The following is a 20,209-nucleotide window of genomic DNA, read 5'->3' as shown; positions in this document are numbered from 1 at the left end:
TAACAAAGCGTTAAGGACCTTGTTTATCCATGGAGCACGGTCAATTTTATCGAGGCCAGACGTTGCGGTTGCGGTGTTTGGCGAATGGATACTTGAGCTTAGAGCGAGAAAGCCATTTAATGTCGCAGTCGTAGCATTAGCGAATAAATTGGTACGAATAGCGTGGTCGGTGTTATCGACCAAGCAAGCCTTTGAAATAAGAGTTTAACCCGAGTTTGCAGATGATAGAGAAGATGACAGAACGGTCAGACCACTAGATTGAAGACCTGACAATAAAAACAGCAACGCAGTATGCTTTTGGCTTTTTGAGGACAATCTAGCGCGGAACTCATCGTGGAGCGGGTGGTAAGCACCTAATGAAGACTCCGAATACATTAGCGCAAACCAACCTCGTTATCGAAAATATCATTTGCAATAACGAGGCGGACCATACATTTTATTACCTTTTAGCGGTAAATCGACAAATTATCTAAGATATTTATTGTACAAATTACTCCTAATCCCAAATAACACTGTTAATATTAAACTTAAGCAACAACTTTATAGCATTATCAAAACATTAGCCTGTTAATGAGTGAATGTGAGTTTACCTTCAAGCCCAGATAATAGATGGAAGCTAACTGTGTTTAAAAAACTACTTGCGATGACCAGTTCAACCCAAATGCTAGTGGCTATGTTTGTCGGCTTTGCTGTGGGGATATTCTTTGGCGAATCCGTTGGCTGGCTAAGCACTATCGGTAATGGCGTTATCTTATTAATGCAAATGACCGTATTGCCTTACATTGTGGTATCGCTGATCGGCGGGATCGGTAAGCTGCAAAAAAGCACTGCCATATTAATTTTTAGCCGTGCTGGCGCCATCATGTTACTACTGTGGCTAGTCGGGCTAGTACTCACCGCCTTAATGCCACTGTCTTTTCCGTTTATTGAATCAGCGTCATTTTTCAGCACCAGTATTATCGAACCTGCCCAGCCGATTAATTATTTTAAGCTCTATATTCCCTCAAACCCGTTTGAGTCAATGGCAGAAGGTTATGTACCAGCCATGGTCGTGTTCAGTATTGCCTTGGGTCTCGCGTTAATTGGTATGGAGGGCGACAATAAAAAGCTGGTGTTAACCTTTATGCATACCATCACTGAAGCCTTTTCTCGGATCACCCAAGGCTTGGTTAAAGTGTTGCCTATTGGTATTTTGGCCATGTCAGCATCGGCAGCAGGCACTATGGGTGTGGATGAGTTTGCCAGTATGCAGGTTTACCTTATTAGTTACTTTGCTTTGTGCTTATTGCTCACATTTGCAGTGCTACCATGGATAGTTTCGTCATTAACGCCAATTACTTACAGGCAGACGATTAACATCAGCAAAGCCAGTTTAGTCACCGCCTTTGCCACAGGTAATATCTTTATTGTGATACCGGTGATTATTGCTGAGTGTAAGCAAATTATGCGCGAGCATAATAGCTTAACTGAAGATGGTGTCACCCTGATTGAGATTTTGGTGCCTATTGCATTTACCTTCCCCAATATCGGTAAATTAACCGTTATCTTGTTTGTCTATTTTGCAGGTTGGTTTAATGGCACACCTGTAGAAGTCGGCGCTATGCCATCATTGTCTGTTAGTGGCTTATTATCTTTATTTGGTAGTGTGTATGTCGCCATTCCTTTCATGTTGGACTTAGTGCAGCTACCAGCTGATCTATTTCAGTTGTTTGTTATGTCAGGTTTTATTACAGGTAAATTCAACTCTATTGCCGCAGTAATGAACCTGTTCGCCCTCACCCTATTAACCGTGTGCTTATTCCAAGGGACACTGAAAATTCGTGTGCCGCAATTCATTAAAATGTCCATTGGCGTATTCGCCAGCACCGTGGTAACGATTATTGTCTGCCGTGTTGGTATGGGGCTGTTTATACATAGCCCTGACATTACCAGTGAAGTGATCGCCAATATGAAAGTGGCTGATAAAGTGCCTACAAAAGTGACCCGCCAATACCCTGAAGTTGGTAAAAGCCCCGCACAAGCCATCGCCAACGTACAAACGATTCGCCAACGTGGGCTGCTAAAAGTGGGTTACATTCCCAGTAATGTGCCATTTAGTTACTACAATAATGCCGGCCAGTTAGTGGGTTTTGATATTGCAATGGCCACTAAGTTGGCGGAGGACTTAAAAGTCGAAGTTGAGTTTGTACCGTTCAAAAAAGATAAGCTCGCAGCGTCGTTACAGGCTGGTTTTTTTGATGTTGCCATGTCAGGGTTGTCAATGGACATCAAGCAAATGGACAGGCTCAGTTATGGTGAGCCAGTGCTAGAGCTTAACATCGCCATTGCCACTCAAGATCATCGGGTTAATAGCTTTAAAACTGATGAGTCCATTCTCGAGATGGAAAATACCACCATCGCCTATGTCGAGCATGATGACAAGATTGCCGCTGCCAAGAAAAAACTGCCTCATATTAACTTTGTTAAGATTGACGGTTATAAAGATTTCTTTCGGCAAAAAACACCCAAATACGATGCCGTGGTGATCAGCGCTGAAGCAGGTTCAGCTTGGACATTATTCTTCCCAGGCTACGGCATTGCTATTTTAGAAGGCAAAAATCGCTACCCAGTGGCATATGCCGTGGCTCAATCAAACCAGTCATTATTAAACTACATCAACAATTGGCAAAAATTACGCCGAGTCGATGGCCATCAGCAACAGTTTTATGATTATTGGATGCTAGGCAAAGGCGCAACCACCCCAGTGCCGCGCTGGTCGATTATTCGTGATGTATTGCATTGGGTTGAATGATTCAAATAAGTAACCCACAAAAAAGGCTCCTACTGGAGCCTTTTGGGGTAAACCTTAGTCAAGGTTATTGTTTATGTACCTTGCCTGATTTCATAACAAAATGAACATCAAGCAACGCATCTATGCTTTCTAGAGGGCTAGCTTTCATTGCTATAATGTCAGCATGCTTACCTTGAGCTAGCGTGCCTAAAGTATCGCTCATATCAATAAGGTCAGCGGCGTTAATGGTCGCACTAACTAAGATATCTTGATTGCTCATGCCAGCCTGACTCATCAGCACTGCCTCTTTAGCATTATCGCCGTGGCGTGATACGCCGCTATCGGTGCCAAAAGCAATGTTAACCCCCGCTTTATAGGCATTACCAAAGTTGTTTTGCATGTCATGACCCACTCTAATGGCTTTAGCTTTAATCGCCGCAGACATAAAGTTGCTATCACCTTTAGCCATTTGCACCACAGTGTCACCCGCTAACAGAGTTGGTACTAAGTAAGCCCCTGACTTTTTAAATAGCTTAATTGATTCTTTGTTGGCGTAACTGCCATGTTCGACACTATCAACCCCCGCCCTTAGTGCGGCATTTATCCCTTCAGCCGCATGGGCATGACTGGCAACTTTACGACCCAAGGCATGGGCGGCATCAATGACTTCTTTTAACTCGTCATTGGCCATCTGCTGACCTGTGCCGGTATTGGTATCTGACAATACACCGCCTGTGGAGGTAATCTTAATCACATCCGCGCCATATTTAATCGCTCGGCGGGTTGCGCGGCGGCAATCAAAAGGGCCATCACAAATGGTTTTTGAGGTCAGCATATCCAGTAAGTCAGGGCTTTTACCATCCACATCACCATGTCCACCAGTGACAGAAACGCCGCCTGAGGCAATAATACGAGGGCCAGCCAACCAGCCTTTGTTAACCGCATCTCGCAGCGCATAAATTTGTTCAGGTTTAGCACCTAAGTCCCGTACTGTAGTAAAGCCTGCCATCAAGGTCTTATTGGCAAAATAGGCACTTTTCATTGCCACATCGGCATCTGACATGCGTAATGCTTCGCTGTCATTATTGGGCCCTAACTCCCCTTGTAGATGCACGTGCATATCCATTAAACCCGCCATGACAAAGCTGTCTTTGAGGTCAATATATTCAAGGGTATCGGCTTCAGTTATTTGGCTGGATGCAAGCTCTATATAGCCATTACTAATGGCGCTAATTTGGCCATCTTTAATCACTATCGATTGCTTAGTTGTCGGTTTTTCACCTGCAACAGCAAGTAACTCCCCTGCATGGATCACGCTAAAATCTGCTGCTTGAAGCGCAAATGGTGCGCTGCATAAACTCACCAGCAATCCCAGTTTATAGGCTTTTTGATAAGGATTTTTGTTAGAAAGCGCATTTGTGAGTCTTGAATTAAACCTTGTCATAATTCCCTGCTTCTTATGAATTAATTTCCTGAGTATTAACATGCCTAACCACAGGCGTGTTTACAAGCTATTCACATATTCAACTGTAAATTAATTTAATTGATTTCAAGACTCAGCCAGTACCAGCTCATTGATTTCTCACGTTAAAAAGCCGCCTTAATAAGTATTGAAGGCGGCTGGGTACTTTCTCGCTATTCTTATGAGCTATAAACTAAAAGCGAAAATCAATCCCCAAGTACACTTGCTCAGTATCATTTAGGGACAATGACAAACTGTTGTCGTTGCCTGCACTTGAACTGAAGTTATGTTTTAAATAGCGAAAACCAAGTTCAGAACTAAAGTCATGGCCTAAATCAAATAATAGCCCTGTTTGCCCACCAAAAACGTAACTGCTACTGCTGTCTTGATAACTGCTATCTAAATTGGTGAGTTGAATTTGGTTGCCACTTAATCCCGCCGAGGCCCCAATAAACCAATTGATATGATGGGCGTCATCAATAGAAAATAGTTTGTCATAGGACACTAAAATCCCTTCATGTTGATTCATATCATCAGAGTTATAGGAGTAAGCGCCATATAGTCGATTACTGGGGTTAAGTTTAATGCTACTTCGATATTGGTAATTAATGCCACTTTCTTGGGTATCAGAGAGCCCCACAGAAGAAGCGCTATAATCGGCATAACCTACAGCGCCGCCCACAATCGCTTCAGCACCATGGCCAACACTGGGCAGCAAGCAAATAAAAGTCACATTGAGTATCAACATCAATTTTCTGTTATAAGCACGGATCATTATTCCCCCAAAAAGTTAGTGACCATCATTCATTTATACGCCCTAGCGCTGAGTAAAAAACGAACTAAGATCAAACTTTGGTGATTAAGACGCGCTTAAAATACAGCTTTAATACAAAATTGTGAGCTGGTCACAATTTAATCGACAATTAATCAAACATTCATCTTGCCAACATAAGCCCTAAACGCAAAAAAGCCGCTTAAAAGCGGCTTTTAACATACTAAACAAGGCTGATTTTAGCGATATTAGTTCGCGATTTTTAAATCCGCTTTATCGGTAATTAAGTTCATATCAAAATCAAACTCATCAACTCGGATCGCGCGTTCACGCTTTAAGTTGTAATCTTGCAGCTGCTTATGCTCATCGGCGGTAATAACCTTAGCTTCAAGCGCGGCATCCAGTGTTAACGAGAAGCGAACCCCAGCTTTAAATACACGCTGTTTAAGGGCCTTTTTCACTTTAGCTAACATAGGTAAACATGCCATTTTAGCTAAATAAGCTTGCTCATTAATGTAGTTACCATCACCAGCAACAGGCTTAACTAAATGAGTTAACTGCTTTTTAAACTCAGTATCAAGCTGGGCTTGATGGGCTAGCTCTCTGACCAAATCATCATTCACTTTTGGCATTTTGGCTGAGTAAGTCATGGTAATTAAACGCATGAACTGACGAGTCGGCTTAGATGGGAAGTTATCTAGGAAGCCCAGTAGTGCTTCTTCAGCTTTACATAGCGCCCAGCGAGTCGCGTAATCAAAGTATGGCTTAGCTTGGCTACGCTCATCTGCTGACACTTTTTGCTCGTAGAAACGAATCGATGCCATCGCCGCATAAAGGTAACTCATTACATCGCCTAAACGTGCTGAGATCATTTCAGCCTGTTTAAGCTTGCCGCCCAATACAAGCAACGAGAAGTCAGCATAAACCGCCAATTTAGATGCAAGTTTGTGTACTGATTTTTCGTAACCGATAACTTCAGGCAATGCAGATGAAGCTGGAGCCGTAAATGGCAAAACGCCTAATTTGAATGCGCGTAAACTGTTGCCAACACTGTAACCTACGGTTTGTCTGAAGATACGGTTAAAGGTTTTATCAGCGTCACTTGCATCACTATGAATTGATTCAACCATGCTTTGTAAGTGAGGATGACAACGCATAACCCCTTGACCAAAAATCATCAAGTTACGGGTTAGAATGTTGGCACCTTCAACGGTAATTGCAATAGGTTGCGCCACATAACCTGATGCTAAGGTATTTTGCGGTCCACGTTGAATCGCTTTACCGGCTTGAATATCCATAGCAGAATCAAGTACATCACGTCCAAGCTCTGTCATATGGTATTTAGCAATTGCGGTCACTACTGAGGGTTTTAAACCTAAACCTAATCCTTCAGTGGTTAGCACTCGCATCGCTTCTTGCAAGTAAGTTTTACCGGCAATATCAGCAAGCTTTTCTTGAATACCTTCAAACTTACCAATTGATAGACCAAACTGCTCACGCACAGCGGCATATTCAGCAGAAGACTTAAATGAACATTGGCTAACGGATACGCCTAAAGCAGGCAGTGAAATACCACGGCCAGCACCTAAACAGCTCACTAGCATTTGCCAGCCGCGACCTATGTTGCTTTGACCACCAATAATAAAGTCCATTGGAATAAACACATTCTCACCACGGGTGGTACCGTTATAAAAACGACAGCCCATAGGATCATGACGGTTACCTAATTGCACACCAGGATGCGCCTTAGGAATAAGCGCACAGGTAATACCTAGCTGCTCTTTACCGCCTAATAACCCTTGTGGATCTTCAACTTTAAAGGCTAAACCTAATACAGTTGCGATCGGTGCTAGGGTAATATAACGCTTGTCCCAAGTAACCGATAAACCGAGAACTTGTTCACCTTGGTAGTCACCCATGGTGACAGTACCAATATCAGGAATACCACCAGCATCTGAACCCGCTTCAGGGCTTGTTAATGCAAAACATGGAATTTCTTGGCCGTTAGCTAAACGAGGCAACCAAAAGTCACGTTGGCTATCTAAGCCGTAGTGCATTAATAACTCGCCTGGGCCTAAAGAGTTAGGCACCATTACCGTAACTGCAACCGCAGAACTTTTAGCAGCAATGGTCGCTACGATAGTTGAGTTAGCATAAGGGCTAAACTCAAGTCCACCGTAAGACTTAGGAATAATTAAAGAGAAGAACTTGTTCTCTTTTAAATAATTAAGAATATTGTCTGGTAAGTGTTTACCATTTTGAATCTCAAAATCATCAACCATTTCGATTAATGTTTGCACAGGGCCATCGAGGAAAGCTTGCTCATCAGCAGACAGCGTTGCCCCAGGAATGTCACGTAAGGCGGCAAAATCAGGAATGCCCTGATAAATCGATCCTTCTAACCAAACATCTCCGGCATCTAACGCTTCTTGTTCTGTCGTCGAAATACTTGGCAATACTTTTTTAAATGTTGTTCTTAAGCTCATAGTTTTACACTCATCAGACCAGACTAATAGTGTGCATTACGTCACAAAAATTAAATTAGATCAAACATTCTAATTAAAAATAAACCCAATAATTACAACAACAAAGTAACATTTAAAAAATAATACCAGCATTTCATAAACTTACACGTGTGCGCTGAAGCTAAAATTTTTAAAAAAATTTATACGCTCGTTTGAATTTTTAAAGTCGACAATGCAATTTAGGCTATTTTTCAAAGCGACTCGACACAAATCATTGGTCAAACCCATGGGAAAAAATGCTACGTTAAGTGAATAGAATTAAAAAGGGATCTAAATGATGTGTGGCAGAATTGAAATGCTATTTGATGGCATGAAGCAAACACTTGATGACTTGTTTGAGGTGCCACTGTCGATACAAACAAACCTTGATTTACGCCCAACAGATACTGTTACCTGCATCACTCGTACTTGCCCTGAAACAAGCCCATCAATAAATGCCGCAAACCCTAGCAGCACTACGATTGCAACAATAAGTCACTCGGCAAATATTGCGCCTTTAACTGTCATAAATAGCCATTGGGGGATAAAACCTACTTGGTCTAAAAAAATCATTATTAATGCCCAAGGAGAAACCGCGGCCGACAAAGCAACCTTTGCCAATGCCTTTAAACAGCAGCGCTGCATCATCCCTTGTAGTGCTTGGTTTGAGTGGCGCGATGAACGCCAGAGTAAAAAACAAAAGTATCGCTTCAGTCACGCTGCTAATAAGCCATTGTTTATGGCAGGCATACTGTACCCTGCAGAAAATCAACTGGTTACACTTACCATTAAGCCGAATGATACATGCGCTCAGTATCACCAGCGCATGCCACTATTTATTCCATCCACTGAGATTAACAACTGGCTTTATCACGATGTTTCGCAGCTCCAGCCATTACTTAATCCACTACCTGATAAATGGATTAAGGTCAGTCGCGCCTAAATGATTAAGCCGCTTTCTCCCAAAAATTCCCTCTGTTAATCCTGAACTCGGATATGGTTAACACATTTTAATTTTCTAGAATTTTATTAAGCAGATCACAACCTTGAGAATTAACTAAGCTAGAAAATGCAAAACTGTAGCTTTAGGGGCAATTTTAAGTTTCAATTAACATAAATCGATAAGATAGTCTTCGAGTAAGGCAGCTTAGGCTGTATTACAAAGACTAATTTAAAAAATGTGCTATCCAATTTTCAGTGTTCTTAGTTTTAAAGTAACGGATTTATTTTCATTAAGATATTGGTTCATTGAGTATGCGCGGTTTGTTAAGGCCAACTTAGGTTCTTAGCATGGGCGATTAAGCCCCTTAACTGATGATGGAGTTACTATGAAATATTTATCTATGATTGCTGCACTTATGTTTGCAGGTTCTGCTTTTGCTGTTGATTGTGTTGATTGTCACAATGCTATCAATGTTGAAGAGCATGCTGAAATGGAAGCAAACATCGAAACTTGTAATGATTGTCACAGCCTAACTGACGCTCACGAGTTAGATACTGATCTTCATACACCAGATCTTACTATTACTGAATGTGCTGATTGCCACGAAGTAAAATAAGCTCCTTAACCTTGATGTAGCTTGCCCATAATCCAGATTTGGCCAAACTCACAAAATCAAGTGTTAAACGCTCTGTAAGAGCACTCAAAAACCAGTTGTCGCTCAACTGGTTTTTTTGTAGCTGTCATTAACCAAAGTAACCGATAGTTACTCCGCTAACAGCTTGTTAATCGCTTTTAGGCTGACATTAATGTCTTTATAATCCAATGGTATACAATAGCTTTGCTGAGCAATCGCCAATATCAGTGACGGAAAACCTTGAATAGGTAAAGACTGGGCCACATTAAGCTCAGCCAGTAATTGCTGCTGCGTGGCACTAGAGGTTAATTGCGCCCTAAAGTCTGCTTCATCAATACCTAGTTGGCTTGCGAATGTAATTAGTGCGCTGTCATCTGAAGGGTTTTGCGCCTGCAAATAATAGCCTTGTTGAATGGCAAACAGCATTTGCTGCTCTAAACCATAGCGCCTTGCCACAAGACAAGCCCGACAGGCGGGGTAAGTCGAACGCCTTGGCTTGCATTGACGCCAAAAATCAAAATTAAATTGTGTTCCTAGCTGCGTCGCTATTTTTTGCCAGGTGTTAGCTAAAAATTGCTGCATTTCTTGTGGCATAGGCGCATCAGAGTCTGGAGCTAAGCCGCCTAACAGGTATGTCAGTTGCACCTGAGGCAACTGCAGCTTGATTTGCTCAGCTAATGCCAGCCAAGTGGGGCGATATCCCCAACACCAACTGCACATAGGGTCGTAAACGTAAAACAATTGCACTTGCTTACGGGCTAATGGCTGCTCCGCTAACGGACTGCTGAGTCGTTGAGACATATATCACTCATCTGTTTTAAAGGGACTAAGCTAGCTGTTATATCATCAAATCAACTAAAAATCAGAGTCAAACTCGGGCGATTAAATTCGATTCAAATTTTGCCATTAAACAAGGTATAATCTGGCCATTATTTATTGGAGAGTCCCCATGGCCAGAACCGCTGCAGCACTGCACATATTAGTTAAACACAAAACCCAAGCAGAAGACTTAATCAAGCAACTTGATAATGGCGCTAAATTTGATGTGCTAGCAAGAAAACATTCATCGTGCCCTTCAGGAAAAAGTGGCGGCAACTTAGGTGAATTTAAAAAAGGTCAAATGGTGCCACAATTTGATAAAGTCTGTTTTACTGGTGAGCTTATTACCCCCCATTTAGTTAAAACCAAGTTCGGTTGGCATGTAATAAAAATTTTGTACCGCACCTAAGGAGTCACCTTAGTTTATTGCGTTTTCAGCGTACATTTAACTCACCATACCCAAGCCTAACGTCATTGTTTCTTGAGTATTAATCGAGAGCAATCATGGCCAAAGTGTTTATCATAGGTTTGCCTAGAACTGGCACCACCAGCGTGAGTGTAGCCTTACTTGAACAGGGATTAAAAGTCGCCCATATCGGGTTAACCAAACGCGCTTTTGAAGTGGCTGATGTGGTTTCAGATGTCCCCTGTTTTTGTGATTACCCACAGTTAGATCAGTTATTTCCCGATGCCAAATTTGTCTATATCGACCGACCTATCGACACTTGGGTTGCATCAATACAAATGCTACTCACAAAAATGAGGCCAAATCTTGCCGATAAAACTGGCACCTTTCACCCGATCCTAAAGCGCTGTTTCAAACAAACTTTTGGCCCGTTAGACGCTGACAATCTGCTAGATGAAGCGCGTTTAAAAGCTTGCTACCTTGCGCATCAACAAGCTGTTTACCGTTATTTTAAGCATCGAGATGACTTTCTATCGATCACACTTAGCGATAACAATAGCCTGCAAACTTTGCTCAACTTCATTGGTATAGATGACAGCCCCACTGCTGAGTTTCCACAACTTAATGTTGGCACCCATGTGGCAAGCTGGGGCGAATATAAACACCCTAATAAAGTGAACACCAACTTAGCAGGCCCAGAACATCGCAAGTATTTTGATTACCAAATTCCTAAAAGTTAGTTATGCCTAAGTTGTAACTCAGGCGAGCTTTGCTATAACTTAATGGAACGATTAAGCATTGTTAACTACCCTTTTTGAACAAATAGTCACTGCTCGCCCTGCATCATTCAATGCCTATAGTGACCAAGCCCACTTCTAGCCATAATGAGAACACCATGAAATTACATCCACTTATCATCGGACTCCTCGTCGTCATCACCAGCCCTGCAAGCTTTGCCGCTAGCGTATTGGATATTCCTAGTAGTGTTGATGTATTGCTATTAAATGGCCAACAATTGGATGCTGATGAAGTGACTTTGGTTGAAGGTGACAATCAGCTGCTATTTCGCTATCAGGTTAATTACCGTGATAGCGGCATGCAGACACAATTTAAATCTGAAGCGGTGATCTTAAAGTTTAGCGCCAGTAATGATACCTATCGCCTTAAACTGCCAACCATACGCAATCGAAATGCCGCCAATAGCTTTAATAAATCGCCCCAATTAACCCTTACCAACAGCCAAAGTCTACCTGTGGAGTTCACACAAGATTTACTCCTAAAAGATGGCCTGCAATTAGGCCGCGATTTTGAGCTTGAGCTCAGCCAGTACAACCTTAGCAATAAACCCGCCGCCATGAGCTTTACGTCGCTAAGTGTCGATAACGCCAATCTCGCGACTGAGCCAAGGTTAACGGCTGCGCCAACAATTACCTCTGCAGCAACCATAACCTCGACACCAACCATAACTGCTGCGCCTACGACCACAGCCGCTGCAACCACTGTCACGGCTGCACCTGCATTAGCTCCGACCGCGATTACACCTAAGACGATTGCTCAAGATCAGGCAGAAATCAGTGAAATGCTCGATTATTGGTACAGTAAAGCCAATCAAGAAACCCGAGCTAAATTTAAAGCCAAAATTAATCAGCACTGATTAACTAACGCTAAATTACAATCGCTAATTTATAAACGCTATTTTATAAAGTTAAGTTATTTTGCTATAAACAATAAAACACTGTTAACAAACTAGTAACCTTGGTTATCATAGACTCGAATATTATTTAGGGTCATAACCATGTCTATTAGCTTTACCAAGGTGTTGCAATCTAACGTCACCAAATACACGCTCACCAGCCTAGTCGTACTGATCATGCTAGTGTTATTGGCCATTTATAGTGTATTGCGCCTAAGTATGCCCAGCTTGAATACAAGCGTTAATAGCCAAGATATAACAGCGCCTGTCACCATTGAGCGGGATGAACTCGGTACGGCGATTATCAGCGCCAGTAACCGCCTTGATGCCTCCTATGCCCTTGGCTATGCCCACAGCCAAGACCGCTTTTTTCAAATGGACTTATTACGACGCAACGCCGCAGGTGAACTGGCTGAAATATTTGGTGAAAAGGCACTTGAGCGCGATAAAAGCCGCCGCTTTCATCAGCTACGTAAACGGGCACAAATGATATTTGATGGCTTAACCACAGAAGAAAAACAAACCCTTAGCGTTTACACTAAAGGCGTAAATGCCGCACTAAAGGCGCAAACTCTGTCCTCATTTGAATACCTACTCACCCAAACAAGTCCTCAACCATGGCATGAAACCGACAGCTTATTGGTCATATTTAGTATGTATCTTGATTTACAAGGCAATACCATTAAGCGTGATATGGCCTTAACCCAAATAAAACAGGCCTTTGGCCCCGGTATGCTGGCATTTTTAACCCAAACAAGCCACCATCAGGCAGCCCTTGATGATAGCCAAATCCCCTACTATGACGGCGATATCCCAACACTTAAGCCCCAGCTTTTGGCTCAGGCGAACAGCAGCACCATCACCGCCCCATTAGAGGTCGGCAGCAATAACTGGGCAGTGACCGGAGAGCTTACCGAATCAGGCCGGGCAATGTTATCTGATGATATGCACTTGTCGTTTGCCGTCCCTATTATCTGGTATCGAGCGCAATTAAATTACCCCAGCCTAAGCGATGCTACAACCAATAACGCCCCAAATAATACTAATCCAATGGCGCAAATAACTGGCGTCTCATTACCCGGCGCTCCAGCCATTGTCGTGGGCTCTAATGGCAACCTCGCTTGGGGATTTACCAACAGTTATGTGGACACCGCCGACTGGATTGAAATTGACGCCAACACAGAAATCGCACTTGAATATGAGCCGATTAAACTGCCCAGCTCAGAAGTGATGCATACAGTACAAGTCAGTGAATATGGCCCGGTAAAAACCGTTAATGATAAAAACTACGCATTATCATGGGTCGCCCATCAAGACTATGCGGTTAATATGGGCTTAATTAAACTTGAGCAAACAACCACAGTCGATCAAGCGCTGGCATTAGCCAGCAGTATCGGTATTCCGGCGCAAAATATGTTGTTAGCAGACAGCCAAGGCAACGCGGGCTGGAAGATAGCTGGCGCGCTACCTAGTCGCAGTAATCCTGCCAATGTCGCTCAAACAGCAACTGAAGTGCAAACCCAAGCTTGGCAGCAGCCCCAATCCACTGTCCCAAGTGTCATGAACCCACTAAGCCATCGTATTTGGACCGCTAATTCACGGGTGATCTCCACTCAAGATTTAGCCCAGTTCGGTGATGGCGGCTATGCCCTTGGGGCTCGCGCTACGCAAATTCGGGACAGATTACATGAGCAAGAGCAATTTACTGAAACTGATTTTTTTAATTTGCAGCTAGATAATCAAGCACGATTTTTACAGCCTTGGCAGCAATACCTACTTACTCTGCTAAGCCAACAACCTAAACGCTTCGCAGAAGATGTTAAGTTCATCAATCAATGGGGCAATTGTGCCTGTGCAGACTCGGTGGGCTATAGCTTAGTAAAACATTTTCGCGCCGCCATGATAGATCAAAGTTTTGCGCCGATTGAAACTAAGCTAACAAGCCAAAACAGCAGCTTAGCTGTGATTAAGCGCTATTTAGAAACCCCTATGTGGCAACTAATCAATCAGCAACCTAAAAGCTGGCTGCCTAAGCAATTCCAAAGTTGGGATGAGTTTGCCATCAGCGCCTATAAGCAGGCTAAAACCGCCTTACTTAAACAGCACAGTCACGATAATCAGCTCGCGGATTTACGCTGGGGTGAGGTAAATAAGCTCGACATTAAGCACCCGTTTTCAAAACAGATGCCCTTTTTGAGCCATTGGTTAGATATGCCTACTGCACAAGGTTATGGCGACAGCTTTATGCCAGCGGTGCAAGCTGCCTCATTTGGCGCCTCACAGCGATTTATCGTACAGCCGGGTAATGAGCAAGACGCCATCATGAGCATTCCTGGTGGTCAATCTGGCCACCCGTTATCGCCTTATTATCGCAGTGGTTATCAGCAATATGTTAATAATCAAGCTACGCCATTATTGCCACAAACTATCGAGCACACACTAACCATTAAGCCGCACTAAACTTACGCGGCTTTTGCCCTTAGGGGCCGGTAAAAATGTAAATAGCGCGCGGTAACATACGCCACCACCACGGTGGCTATCGTTAATTCAATAGTTGCCAGTATCCGCACTTGCTGAATGTATTGCTCGGCCATATTAATGCTTTGCATCCAGCTGATCATTTTAAATAATGCTGTCGCGCCTATGACCATCGGGAAGGTAAACGCGGCATAACCTGGACTAAAAGGCAGGCTTAATAGTTTAAAAAAAGCTAAGTAAATAATGCTGGTCATTAGCACTGCAATGCCAAATAGTAAGGCTATGATAATGGGTGATGGCGTAGCCGTTACCGTTAAATAACCCGCTAGTGATAAGCTTGCTGGCGCTGCTAAAATTGCCATGGTCGGTTTGGCCGCATCAGGTACTTCATGGGTAAACATCAATCGATAAATCATCATCGGCAGCATCACAGCATAGGCAAGCATGCCAAATACCAAGGCGATATGGGCGATTAATGTCAATTGTGGGTTACCAGAAAAAGACACATCGGCCACAATAATCCCCACCGGCGGCACAAACCAACTTGGCAGCATATGATGTAGCTCAAATGCTTTGGCGCGGTGATATACAAAACAGCCCAAAAACACGATATGCAGCCCAAGGGCAAACAGCCACAACCCATCACCCAATAGCGGATAAAAATGGCCAACCGAGTTAGACACCACCATGGTGGCCATGGCAAAAGTCGGTACTACACTGCCAACCACAGGATGTGCTAAATCAGCCTTTAAGGTATGAGACAGCCATAAAAACTTCACCGCTAACACCAGTAATAATAGGCTCGCAATAACAGCACTGCCCCATTGACCATAACCTTGTAAATCGGCGAGGTTCTCCCAGCACCAACCTAAGCTCGCAATCGCCAATGCTAAGCCTGCCATTGGGGTTGGAGCTGTCATTAATTTAGCTTTAGCGATGTTTATCATGGTGACCTCAACTTAACTCTCGGATAAAACCCTTTGTTGGCAATCAAAGAGATTGCAATAAAAGAGTTTCAAATTTTTAGCTTGAGTTAATATTACTCTTGCTAATTGTTCAGGTATATCCAATTATTTAAAACATGCGTTAAGTTAAATTGAACGTATAATTAGGCCATCAACACAACTGACAATAAAAGCAAACTGGCGTTAAACCTCAATCAGCGCTAATGATAACCATGAAAAGCGGGGATGATAGCACCATGGCGATACAAATATCTTTGCGGCAGCTCAATGTATTTAACGCTATTACTCAGCACAACACCTTAACTGCTGCAGCTGAAAAACTGTGCTTATCAAAAGCGGCGGTAAGCATGGCGCTAGCAGAGCTTGAAAAGCACTTAGGACAGCCGTTATTTGATCGCGTGAATAATCGACTTATCCTTAATCAAGAAGGTCAAAAACTGCTGCCTTTGGCCGATGAACTGCTGGATCGCGCCCAGCAAATCAATACCCTCTTTGATGATGAGCACACCTATCGCGGTAAACTCAGACTTGGCAGTAGTGACACCATAGGCAACCATGTTAGCCCTTATTTACTGAGCCAGTTTCGCCAGCAACAGCAACACTTCAGCCAAAGTTTATTCATTTCAAACTCTGCCTCTATTTGCCAAAAACTGCTCGATTTTGAACTCGATGTCGCCTTAATTGAACGAGAGAATCACCACCCAGATCTCATCTCTGTGCCCTTCAGTGCCGATAACATGTGTGTTATTAGCGCTTCTGATCACCCTCTAGCTAAGCTTGAAAAGTTAACTATTAGCGATTTAGACAATCATGATTGGGTGTTAAGAGAGCCAGGTTCTGGCTCGCGGGAATGCTTTATTAATACGCTGGCGCCACAACTTAAACACTGGCAACTGGCCTTTGAGCTTAATACCACAGAGGCGTTAATTAGCAGTGTCTCAGCAGGGCTGGGCTTAGGTTGCTTATCAACCTTAGCCGCGCAATATGCCATAGAAAGTGGCCGAGTCAGTTTACTCAAACAACCGATTGAAATGCCGCGCAGCTTTTGGCTACTCGTACATAAAGACAAGTACCAAAATCCACTACTCAAACGCTTTATGACGTTTTGTTTGCAATGGCAATCAAGTGTCTAGCCTTGATATCAATAAGGTATCGCAGCGGCAGTAATGCCGCCCATTTGTTTCTGGTTGCTAGTACATAAAGACAAGTACCAAAATCCACTACTCAAAAGATTTATGGCGTTTTGTTTGCAATGGCAATCGAGTGTTCAGCCTTGATAGGATATTGCAGCGGCTGTAATGCCGCCCATTTGTTTTTGATTGCTAGTACATAAACACAAGTACCAAAATCCACTACTCAAACGCTTTATGGCGTTTTGCTTGCAATGGCAATCGAAAAACTAAATAACTTGTTCATCGAGTCGAACTGAAAATCACTTAGTAGCGGGTGCCGTTACCGTTATACGCTCTTGGTTAGATAAGCGAATTTGAATGCCATCCACAGTGGTGATGCGCTGCGCTTCAATGTCTTTTTTGCGCACATAATAAGTTGCCGACATCGCTTCAACAGGCGATGAAATGGTCACTTGCACAATCTTATTATCGTCATACCATGACCAGCCCCAAAAGGCTGCGGTTGCTAACATCGAAACTGCGATCATCGGATAAATGATCAACTTTGAAAATAGCGGTGAAGAATCACTGCCCATTGACACTAAAGCCGGCTTTTTTTTTGTGCCACGACCGCTGCGTATGTACAGCACACAAGCGACGATCACTAACAAGGTTACTAGTATTTTTGTAAGCACAGCGTGTTCCACAGTTAATTAGCTTAAGTATAATTATACTGATTTTAAAGATATAAACCGTTATATAAAACACAGCCCGTTAAATTAACTATTGCTAATAGCTGATGTTTTAACCCCAAAGCCAATAAGCCAGTCTCAGCCGCTATTTCGATCTATTTAAGTGCGTTAATGGTTCACACTGCACCATTGCGTTACAAAGCAAAGGAGCAACTGAGCGCCATCCCCAGCTTTCATTGGTTTAACTTAGTTAGCGCTAGGCAATAGCAATGCAGTAACTCTCTAACTTGTCAGCCTTTTATCTTAGTTAAAATTGCGCCCTGGTCTCGTTTTGGAATGGTAGTTGCACTTTAAAGCAAGTATTTATGATTGGCGCTGATGAGCCATTACTTTTAGCTTAACAAGACAATATATGACTCGAACGCTCGCCGTTTCAATAGGCCAATATTCCAATAAAGGCATTAAGGAAATCAACCAAGATTTTCATGGCGCCACGATCCCAAAGCAACCACTATTGACCTCTAAGGGCATTGCCATTGCTATTGCTGATGGGATCAGTAGTAGTGATGTGAGCCAAATAGCCAGTGAAGCTAGCGTGAGGGGCTTTTTAGATGACTACAGTTGCACGCCAGAATCTTGGTCGGTAAAAAAGTCCGCCGCTCAGGTTTTAACCGCCACAAACTCTTGGCTCTATTCCCAATCCCAAAAAAGTGAACATCGATTTGATCAGGATCGCGGTTATGTATGCACTTTAAGCGCGATGGTGTTCAAATCGACCACTGCCCACGTGTTTCATATTGGTGATAGCCGCATTTATCGGTTGCGGGATAATGAAATGACCCAGCTCACTGAAGATCACCGCCTGTGGGTAAGCGATCATAAAAGCTACCTTAACCGCGGCCTAGGTATTAGCCCCTTCTTAGAAATCGATTATGATGCTAAGGCGCTAGAAGTCGGTGATACTTTTATCCTAGCAACCGATGGCATTTATGAATTTATTTCCGAAGACGAAATTAACGCATTAATAAAATTACATCATCAGGCCTTAGATATTGCCGCCCAAGTCATTGCCGATGTTGCACTGGCCAATGGCAGCCAAGACAATTTAACCATTCAAATTATTCGCATTGATGACCTACCGCTGCAAAGCGCAGATGAAGCCCTGCAAAAACTCACCGAACAAGCTTTCCCGCCAATTCTTGATGCCAGAATGAATTTTGACGGCTACCAAATACTCAGGGCTTTGCACCATAGCAGTCGCAGCCATGTGTACTTGGCCATGGATACCGACAAGCTAGAAAAAGTTGTTATTAAAACACCATCAATCGATTTACAAGGTGATCCTGCTTATCTTGAACGATTTTTAATGGAAGAGTGGATCGCCAGAAGGCTTAATAATGCCCATATCCTTAAGCCTTGTCCGCCCACTAAACAGCGTAACTATCTCTATGTGGCTATGGAGTACATTGAAGGCATTACCCTGAGCCAGTGGATGTTAGATAATCCACAACCCGCTATTGAAACCGTGCGTGATATTGTCGAGCAAATCGCTAAAGGCTTGCGAGCGTTTCATCGGAAAGAAATGATCCATCAAGATTTACGTCCTGAAAACATCATGATTGACGTGAATGGCATGGTAAAAATCATAGATTTTGGAGCCACTAAAGTCGCAGGTCTTGCTGAAATATCATCCCCAATCGTGCATGCCGATATTCTCGGCACAGTGCAATATACCGCCCCCGAATACTTTGTCGGTGAAGCTGCCACCCATATGGCTGATAACTTTTCGCTGGCGGTGATCACCTATCAAATGCTCACCGGAAAATTACCCTTTGACGGTAAAATGTCCCAAGCAAGAACCAAAGCGGCGCAAAACCGCTTGGTATATCAATCGGTACTGGATGATGAGCGCGACATCCCGGCTTGGATTGATGATGTGTTAAAAAAAGCGCTCCATCCTAATCCCTATAAACGCTACAGCGAATTATCAGAATACTTATACGATCTGCGTCATCCCACTCAAGCCTTTTTAAATAAAACTCGGGCCCCACTTATCGAGCGCGAGCCTGTTAAGTTCTGGCAAGGGATTTCAGCCATGTTAAGCCTCATCATCTTGCTATTAATATTGCGCTGATGTGCTAATTCACTTTTACCTTAACTATGTCACTTAAACTGGAGCTGCACTATGGAAATCAACACCCTAAGTAAAACGATTTTAGCTGCCAAAAAAGCGCAAAAACTCACCTTCAATGATATAGGTCAGATGGTGGGCCGAGATGAGGTCTGGGTGGCGGCATTATGCTACGGCCAAGCCTGTGCATCTGAAGCTGAAGTAATTCAAATTGCACAAGCCTTAGGTATCGAAGCAGAGCAAATGATGCCACTTACCGACTCCCAACTTAAAGGCTTAGGCCCGACAGTGCCTACTGATCCATTGGTATATCGCTTTTACGAAATCATGCAGGTGTATGGCATGCCGATGAAAGCAGTGATCCATGAAAAATTTGGTGACGGAATAATGAGCGCAATCGACTTTAGTTTAAACATTGATAAAATTGAAGATCCCAAAGGCGATCGCGTATTAGTGACCATGAATGGTAAATTTTTACCTTATAAGAAATGGTAACAGGCAATCACAACTGAGCGAGACAAAGTGTTACCGCCTAAACCATAGCCTCGCTAGCTAATAAATCCTATCGCCATTAATCGGCGGTGGGATGTTTTGTAACAGTGACACGATAAAGCTAACCAAAGCAGAACTATTACCTTAATACTTTTGTGGTGTCTATGTTGGGCAAATAATCGACGCTTCAAAGCAAATTGGCGATAGCGCCGAATATAATGCTAATTCATATTATCACTTCACCTTATTGCACTGTAAAAACGCCAATTTAAAGCCAGTCATAAATGTGGTTAAAAGCTCTTCCCGTGTCCACATAAAAAGCTTTGTTACATTTGT

16 protein-coding genes and 1 pseudogene are annotated in these 20,209 nt (G+C 43.1%); 11 read left to right on the top strand and 6 right to left on the bottom strand.

The genetic code is table 11. From position 1 onward, the window contains the following. Nucleotides 1-208 (top strand): annotated as a pseudogene (locus tag BM739_RS19005) (IS110 family transposase); the annotation flags it as partial. Nucleotides 209-622: 414 nt separating this feature from the next. Then, a complete protein-coding gene (locus tag BM739_RS19000) occupies nt 623-2,791 on the top strand; it encodes a cation:dicarboxylase symporter family transporter (RefSeq protein WP_076543197.1) in 2,169 nt (722 codons plus the stop codon). Nucleotides 2,792-2,855: 64 nt separating this feature from the next. On the opposite strand, the gene BM739_RS18995 is transcribed toward BM739_RS19000, so the two are convergent. The 3 genes from BM739_RS18995 to BM739_RS18985 form a co-directional block, all read right to left on the bottom strand. After that, entirely contained in the window at nt 2,856-4,214 is a 1,359-nt protein-coding gene (locus tag BM739_RS18995) for an amidohydrolase family protein (protein ID WP_083698229.1), read from the bottom strand. A gap of 211 nt (nt 4,215-4,425) precedes the next feature. Then, a complete protein-coding gene (locus BM739_RS18990; RefSeq protein ID WP_076543196.1) occupies nt 4,426-5,007 on the bottom strand; it encodes a hypothetical protein in 582 nt (193 codons plus the stop codon). A 245-nt stretch (nt 5,008-5,252) separates the two neighbouring features. Next, complete coding sequence (locus tag BM739_RS18985) at nt 5,253-7,490, bottom strand: acyl-CoA dehydrogenase (protein ID WP_076543195.1); 2,238 nt, start codon at nt 7,488-7,490, stop codon at nt 5,253-5,255. Between the two features lie 313 nt (nt 7,491-7,803). On the opposite strand from BM739_RS18985, the gene BM739_RS18980 reads away from it, so the two are divergent. Both BM739_RS18980 and BM739_RS18975 read left to right on the top strand, forming a co-directional pair. Beyond that, a complete protein-coding gene (locus BM739_RS18980) occupies nt 7,804-8,451 on the top strand; it encodes an SOS response-associated peptidase (RefSeq protein ID WP_083698228.1) in 648 nt (215 codons plus the stop codon). 385 nt (nt 8,452-8,836) lie between these two features. Continuing rightward, nucleotides 8,837-9,067 (top strand): cytochrome c3 family protein, encoded by a 231-nt coding sequence (locus BM739_RS18975; protein WP_076543193.1) that lies wholly within the window; start codon nt 8,837-8,839, stop codon nt 9,065-9,067. A 147-nt stretch (nt 9,068-9,214) separates the two neighbouring features. Here BM739_RS18975 and BM739_RS18970 read toward each other — a convergent pair whose 3' ends face one another. After that, nucleotides 9,215-9,886 (bottom strand): DsbA family protein, encoded by a 672-nt coding sequence (locus BM739_RS18970; protein ID WP_076543192.1) that lies wholly within the window; start codon nt 9,884-9,886, stop codon nt 9,215-9,217. A gap of 148 nt (nt 9,887-10,034) precedes the next feature. Between BM739_RS18970 and BM739_RS18965 the strand changes: the two genes are divergently transcribed. From BM739_RS18965 to BM739_RS18950, 4 genes are all read left to right on the top strand, one after another. After that, complete coding sequence (locus BM739_RS18965) at nt 10,035-10,313, top strand: peptidylprolyl isomerase (RefSeq protein ID WP_076543191.1); 279 nt, start codon at nt 10,035-10,037, stop codon at nt 10,311-10,313. A 95-nt stretch (nt 10,314-10,408) separates the two neighbouring features. Beyond that, nucleotides 10,409-11,050 carry a sulfotransferase family protein gene (locus BM739_RS18960; RefSeq protein ID WP_076543190.1) on the top strand — a complete coding sequence of 214 codons (642 nt, stop codon included), beginning with the start codon at nt 10,409-10,411 and terminating at the stop codon, nt 11,048-11,050. A 155-nt stretch (nt 11,051-11,205) separates the two neighbouring features. Then, nucleotides 11,206-11,964, top strand: a complete 759-nt coding sequence (locus tag BM739_RS18955; RefSeq protein WP_076543189.1) for a DUF2057 domain-containing protein — start codon at nt 11,206-11,208, stop codon at nt 11,962-11,964. Between the two features lie 141 nt (nt 11,965-12,105). Then, on the top strand, nt 12,106-14,463 hold the full coding sequence (locus tag BM739_RS18950) for a penicillin acylase family protein (RefSeq protein WP_083698226.1): 2,358 nt from the start codon (nt 12,106-12,108) through the stop codon (nt 14,461-14,463). A gap of 2 nt (nt 14,464-14,465) precedes the next feature. Here BM739_RS18950 and BM739_RS18945 read toward each other — a convergent pair whose 3' ends face one another. Further along, complete coding sequence (locus tag BM739_RS18945) at nt 14,466-15,428, bottom strand: TDT family transporter (protein ID WP_076543188.1); 963 nt, start codon at nt 15,426-15,428, stop codon at nt 14,466-14,468. Between the two features lie 260 nt (nt 15,429-15,688). On the opposite strand from BM739_RS18945, the gene BM739_RS18940 reads away from it, so the two are divergent. Next, on the top strand, nt 15,689-16,579 hold the full coding sequence (locus BM739_RS18940; RefSeq protein ID WP_217697855.1) for a LysR substrate-binding domain-containing protein: 891 nt from the start codon (nt 15,689-15,691) through the stop codon (nt 16,577-16,579). Nucleotides 16,580-16,878: 299 nt separating this feature from the next. On the opposite strand, the gene BM739_RS18935 is transcribed toward BM739_RS18940, so the two are convergent. After that, nucleotides 16,879-17,253 (bottom strand): hypothetical protein, encoded by a 375-nt coding sequence (locus BM739_RS18935; RefSeq protein ID WP_076543199.1) that lies wholly within the window; start codon nt 17,251-17,253, stop codon nt 16,879-16,881. Between the two features lie 409 nt (nt 17,254-17,662). Between BM739_RS18935 and BM739_RS18930 the strand changes: the two genes are divergently transcribed. Both BM739_RS18930 and cynS read left to right on the top strand, forming a co-directional pair. Next, complete coding sequence (locus tag BM739_RS18930; RefSeq protein ID WP_076543187.1) at nt 17,663-19,384, top strand: bifunctional protein-serine/threonine kinase/phosphatase; 1,722 nt, start codon at nt 17,663-17,665, stop codon at nt 19,382-19,384. A gap of 51 nt (nt 19,385-19,435) precedes the next feature. Then, nucleotides 19,436-19,876: a cyanase gene (gene cynS, locus BM739_RS18925; RefSeq protein ID WP_076543186.1), complete on the top strand. Its 441-nt coding sequence runs from the start codon at nt 19,436-19,438 to the stop codon at nt 19,874-19,876. The last annotated feature ends 333 nt before the right edge of the window (nt 19,877-20,209 follow it).

The organism is Shewanella sp. UCD-KL21 (genome assembly GCF_001957135.1).
Classification (GTDB): domain Bacteria; phylum Pseudomonadota; class Gammaproteobacteria; order Enterobacterales; family Shewanellaceae; genus Shewanella.
The sequence above is the reverse complement of the archived record's forward strand: the minus strand, read 5'-3'. Positions and strand labels throughout refer to the sequence as shown.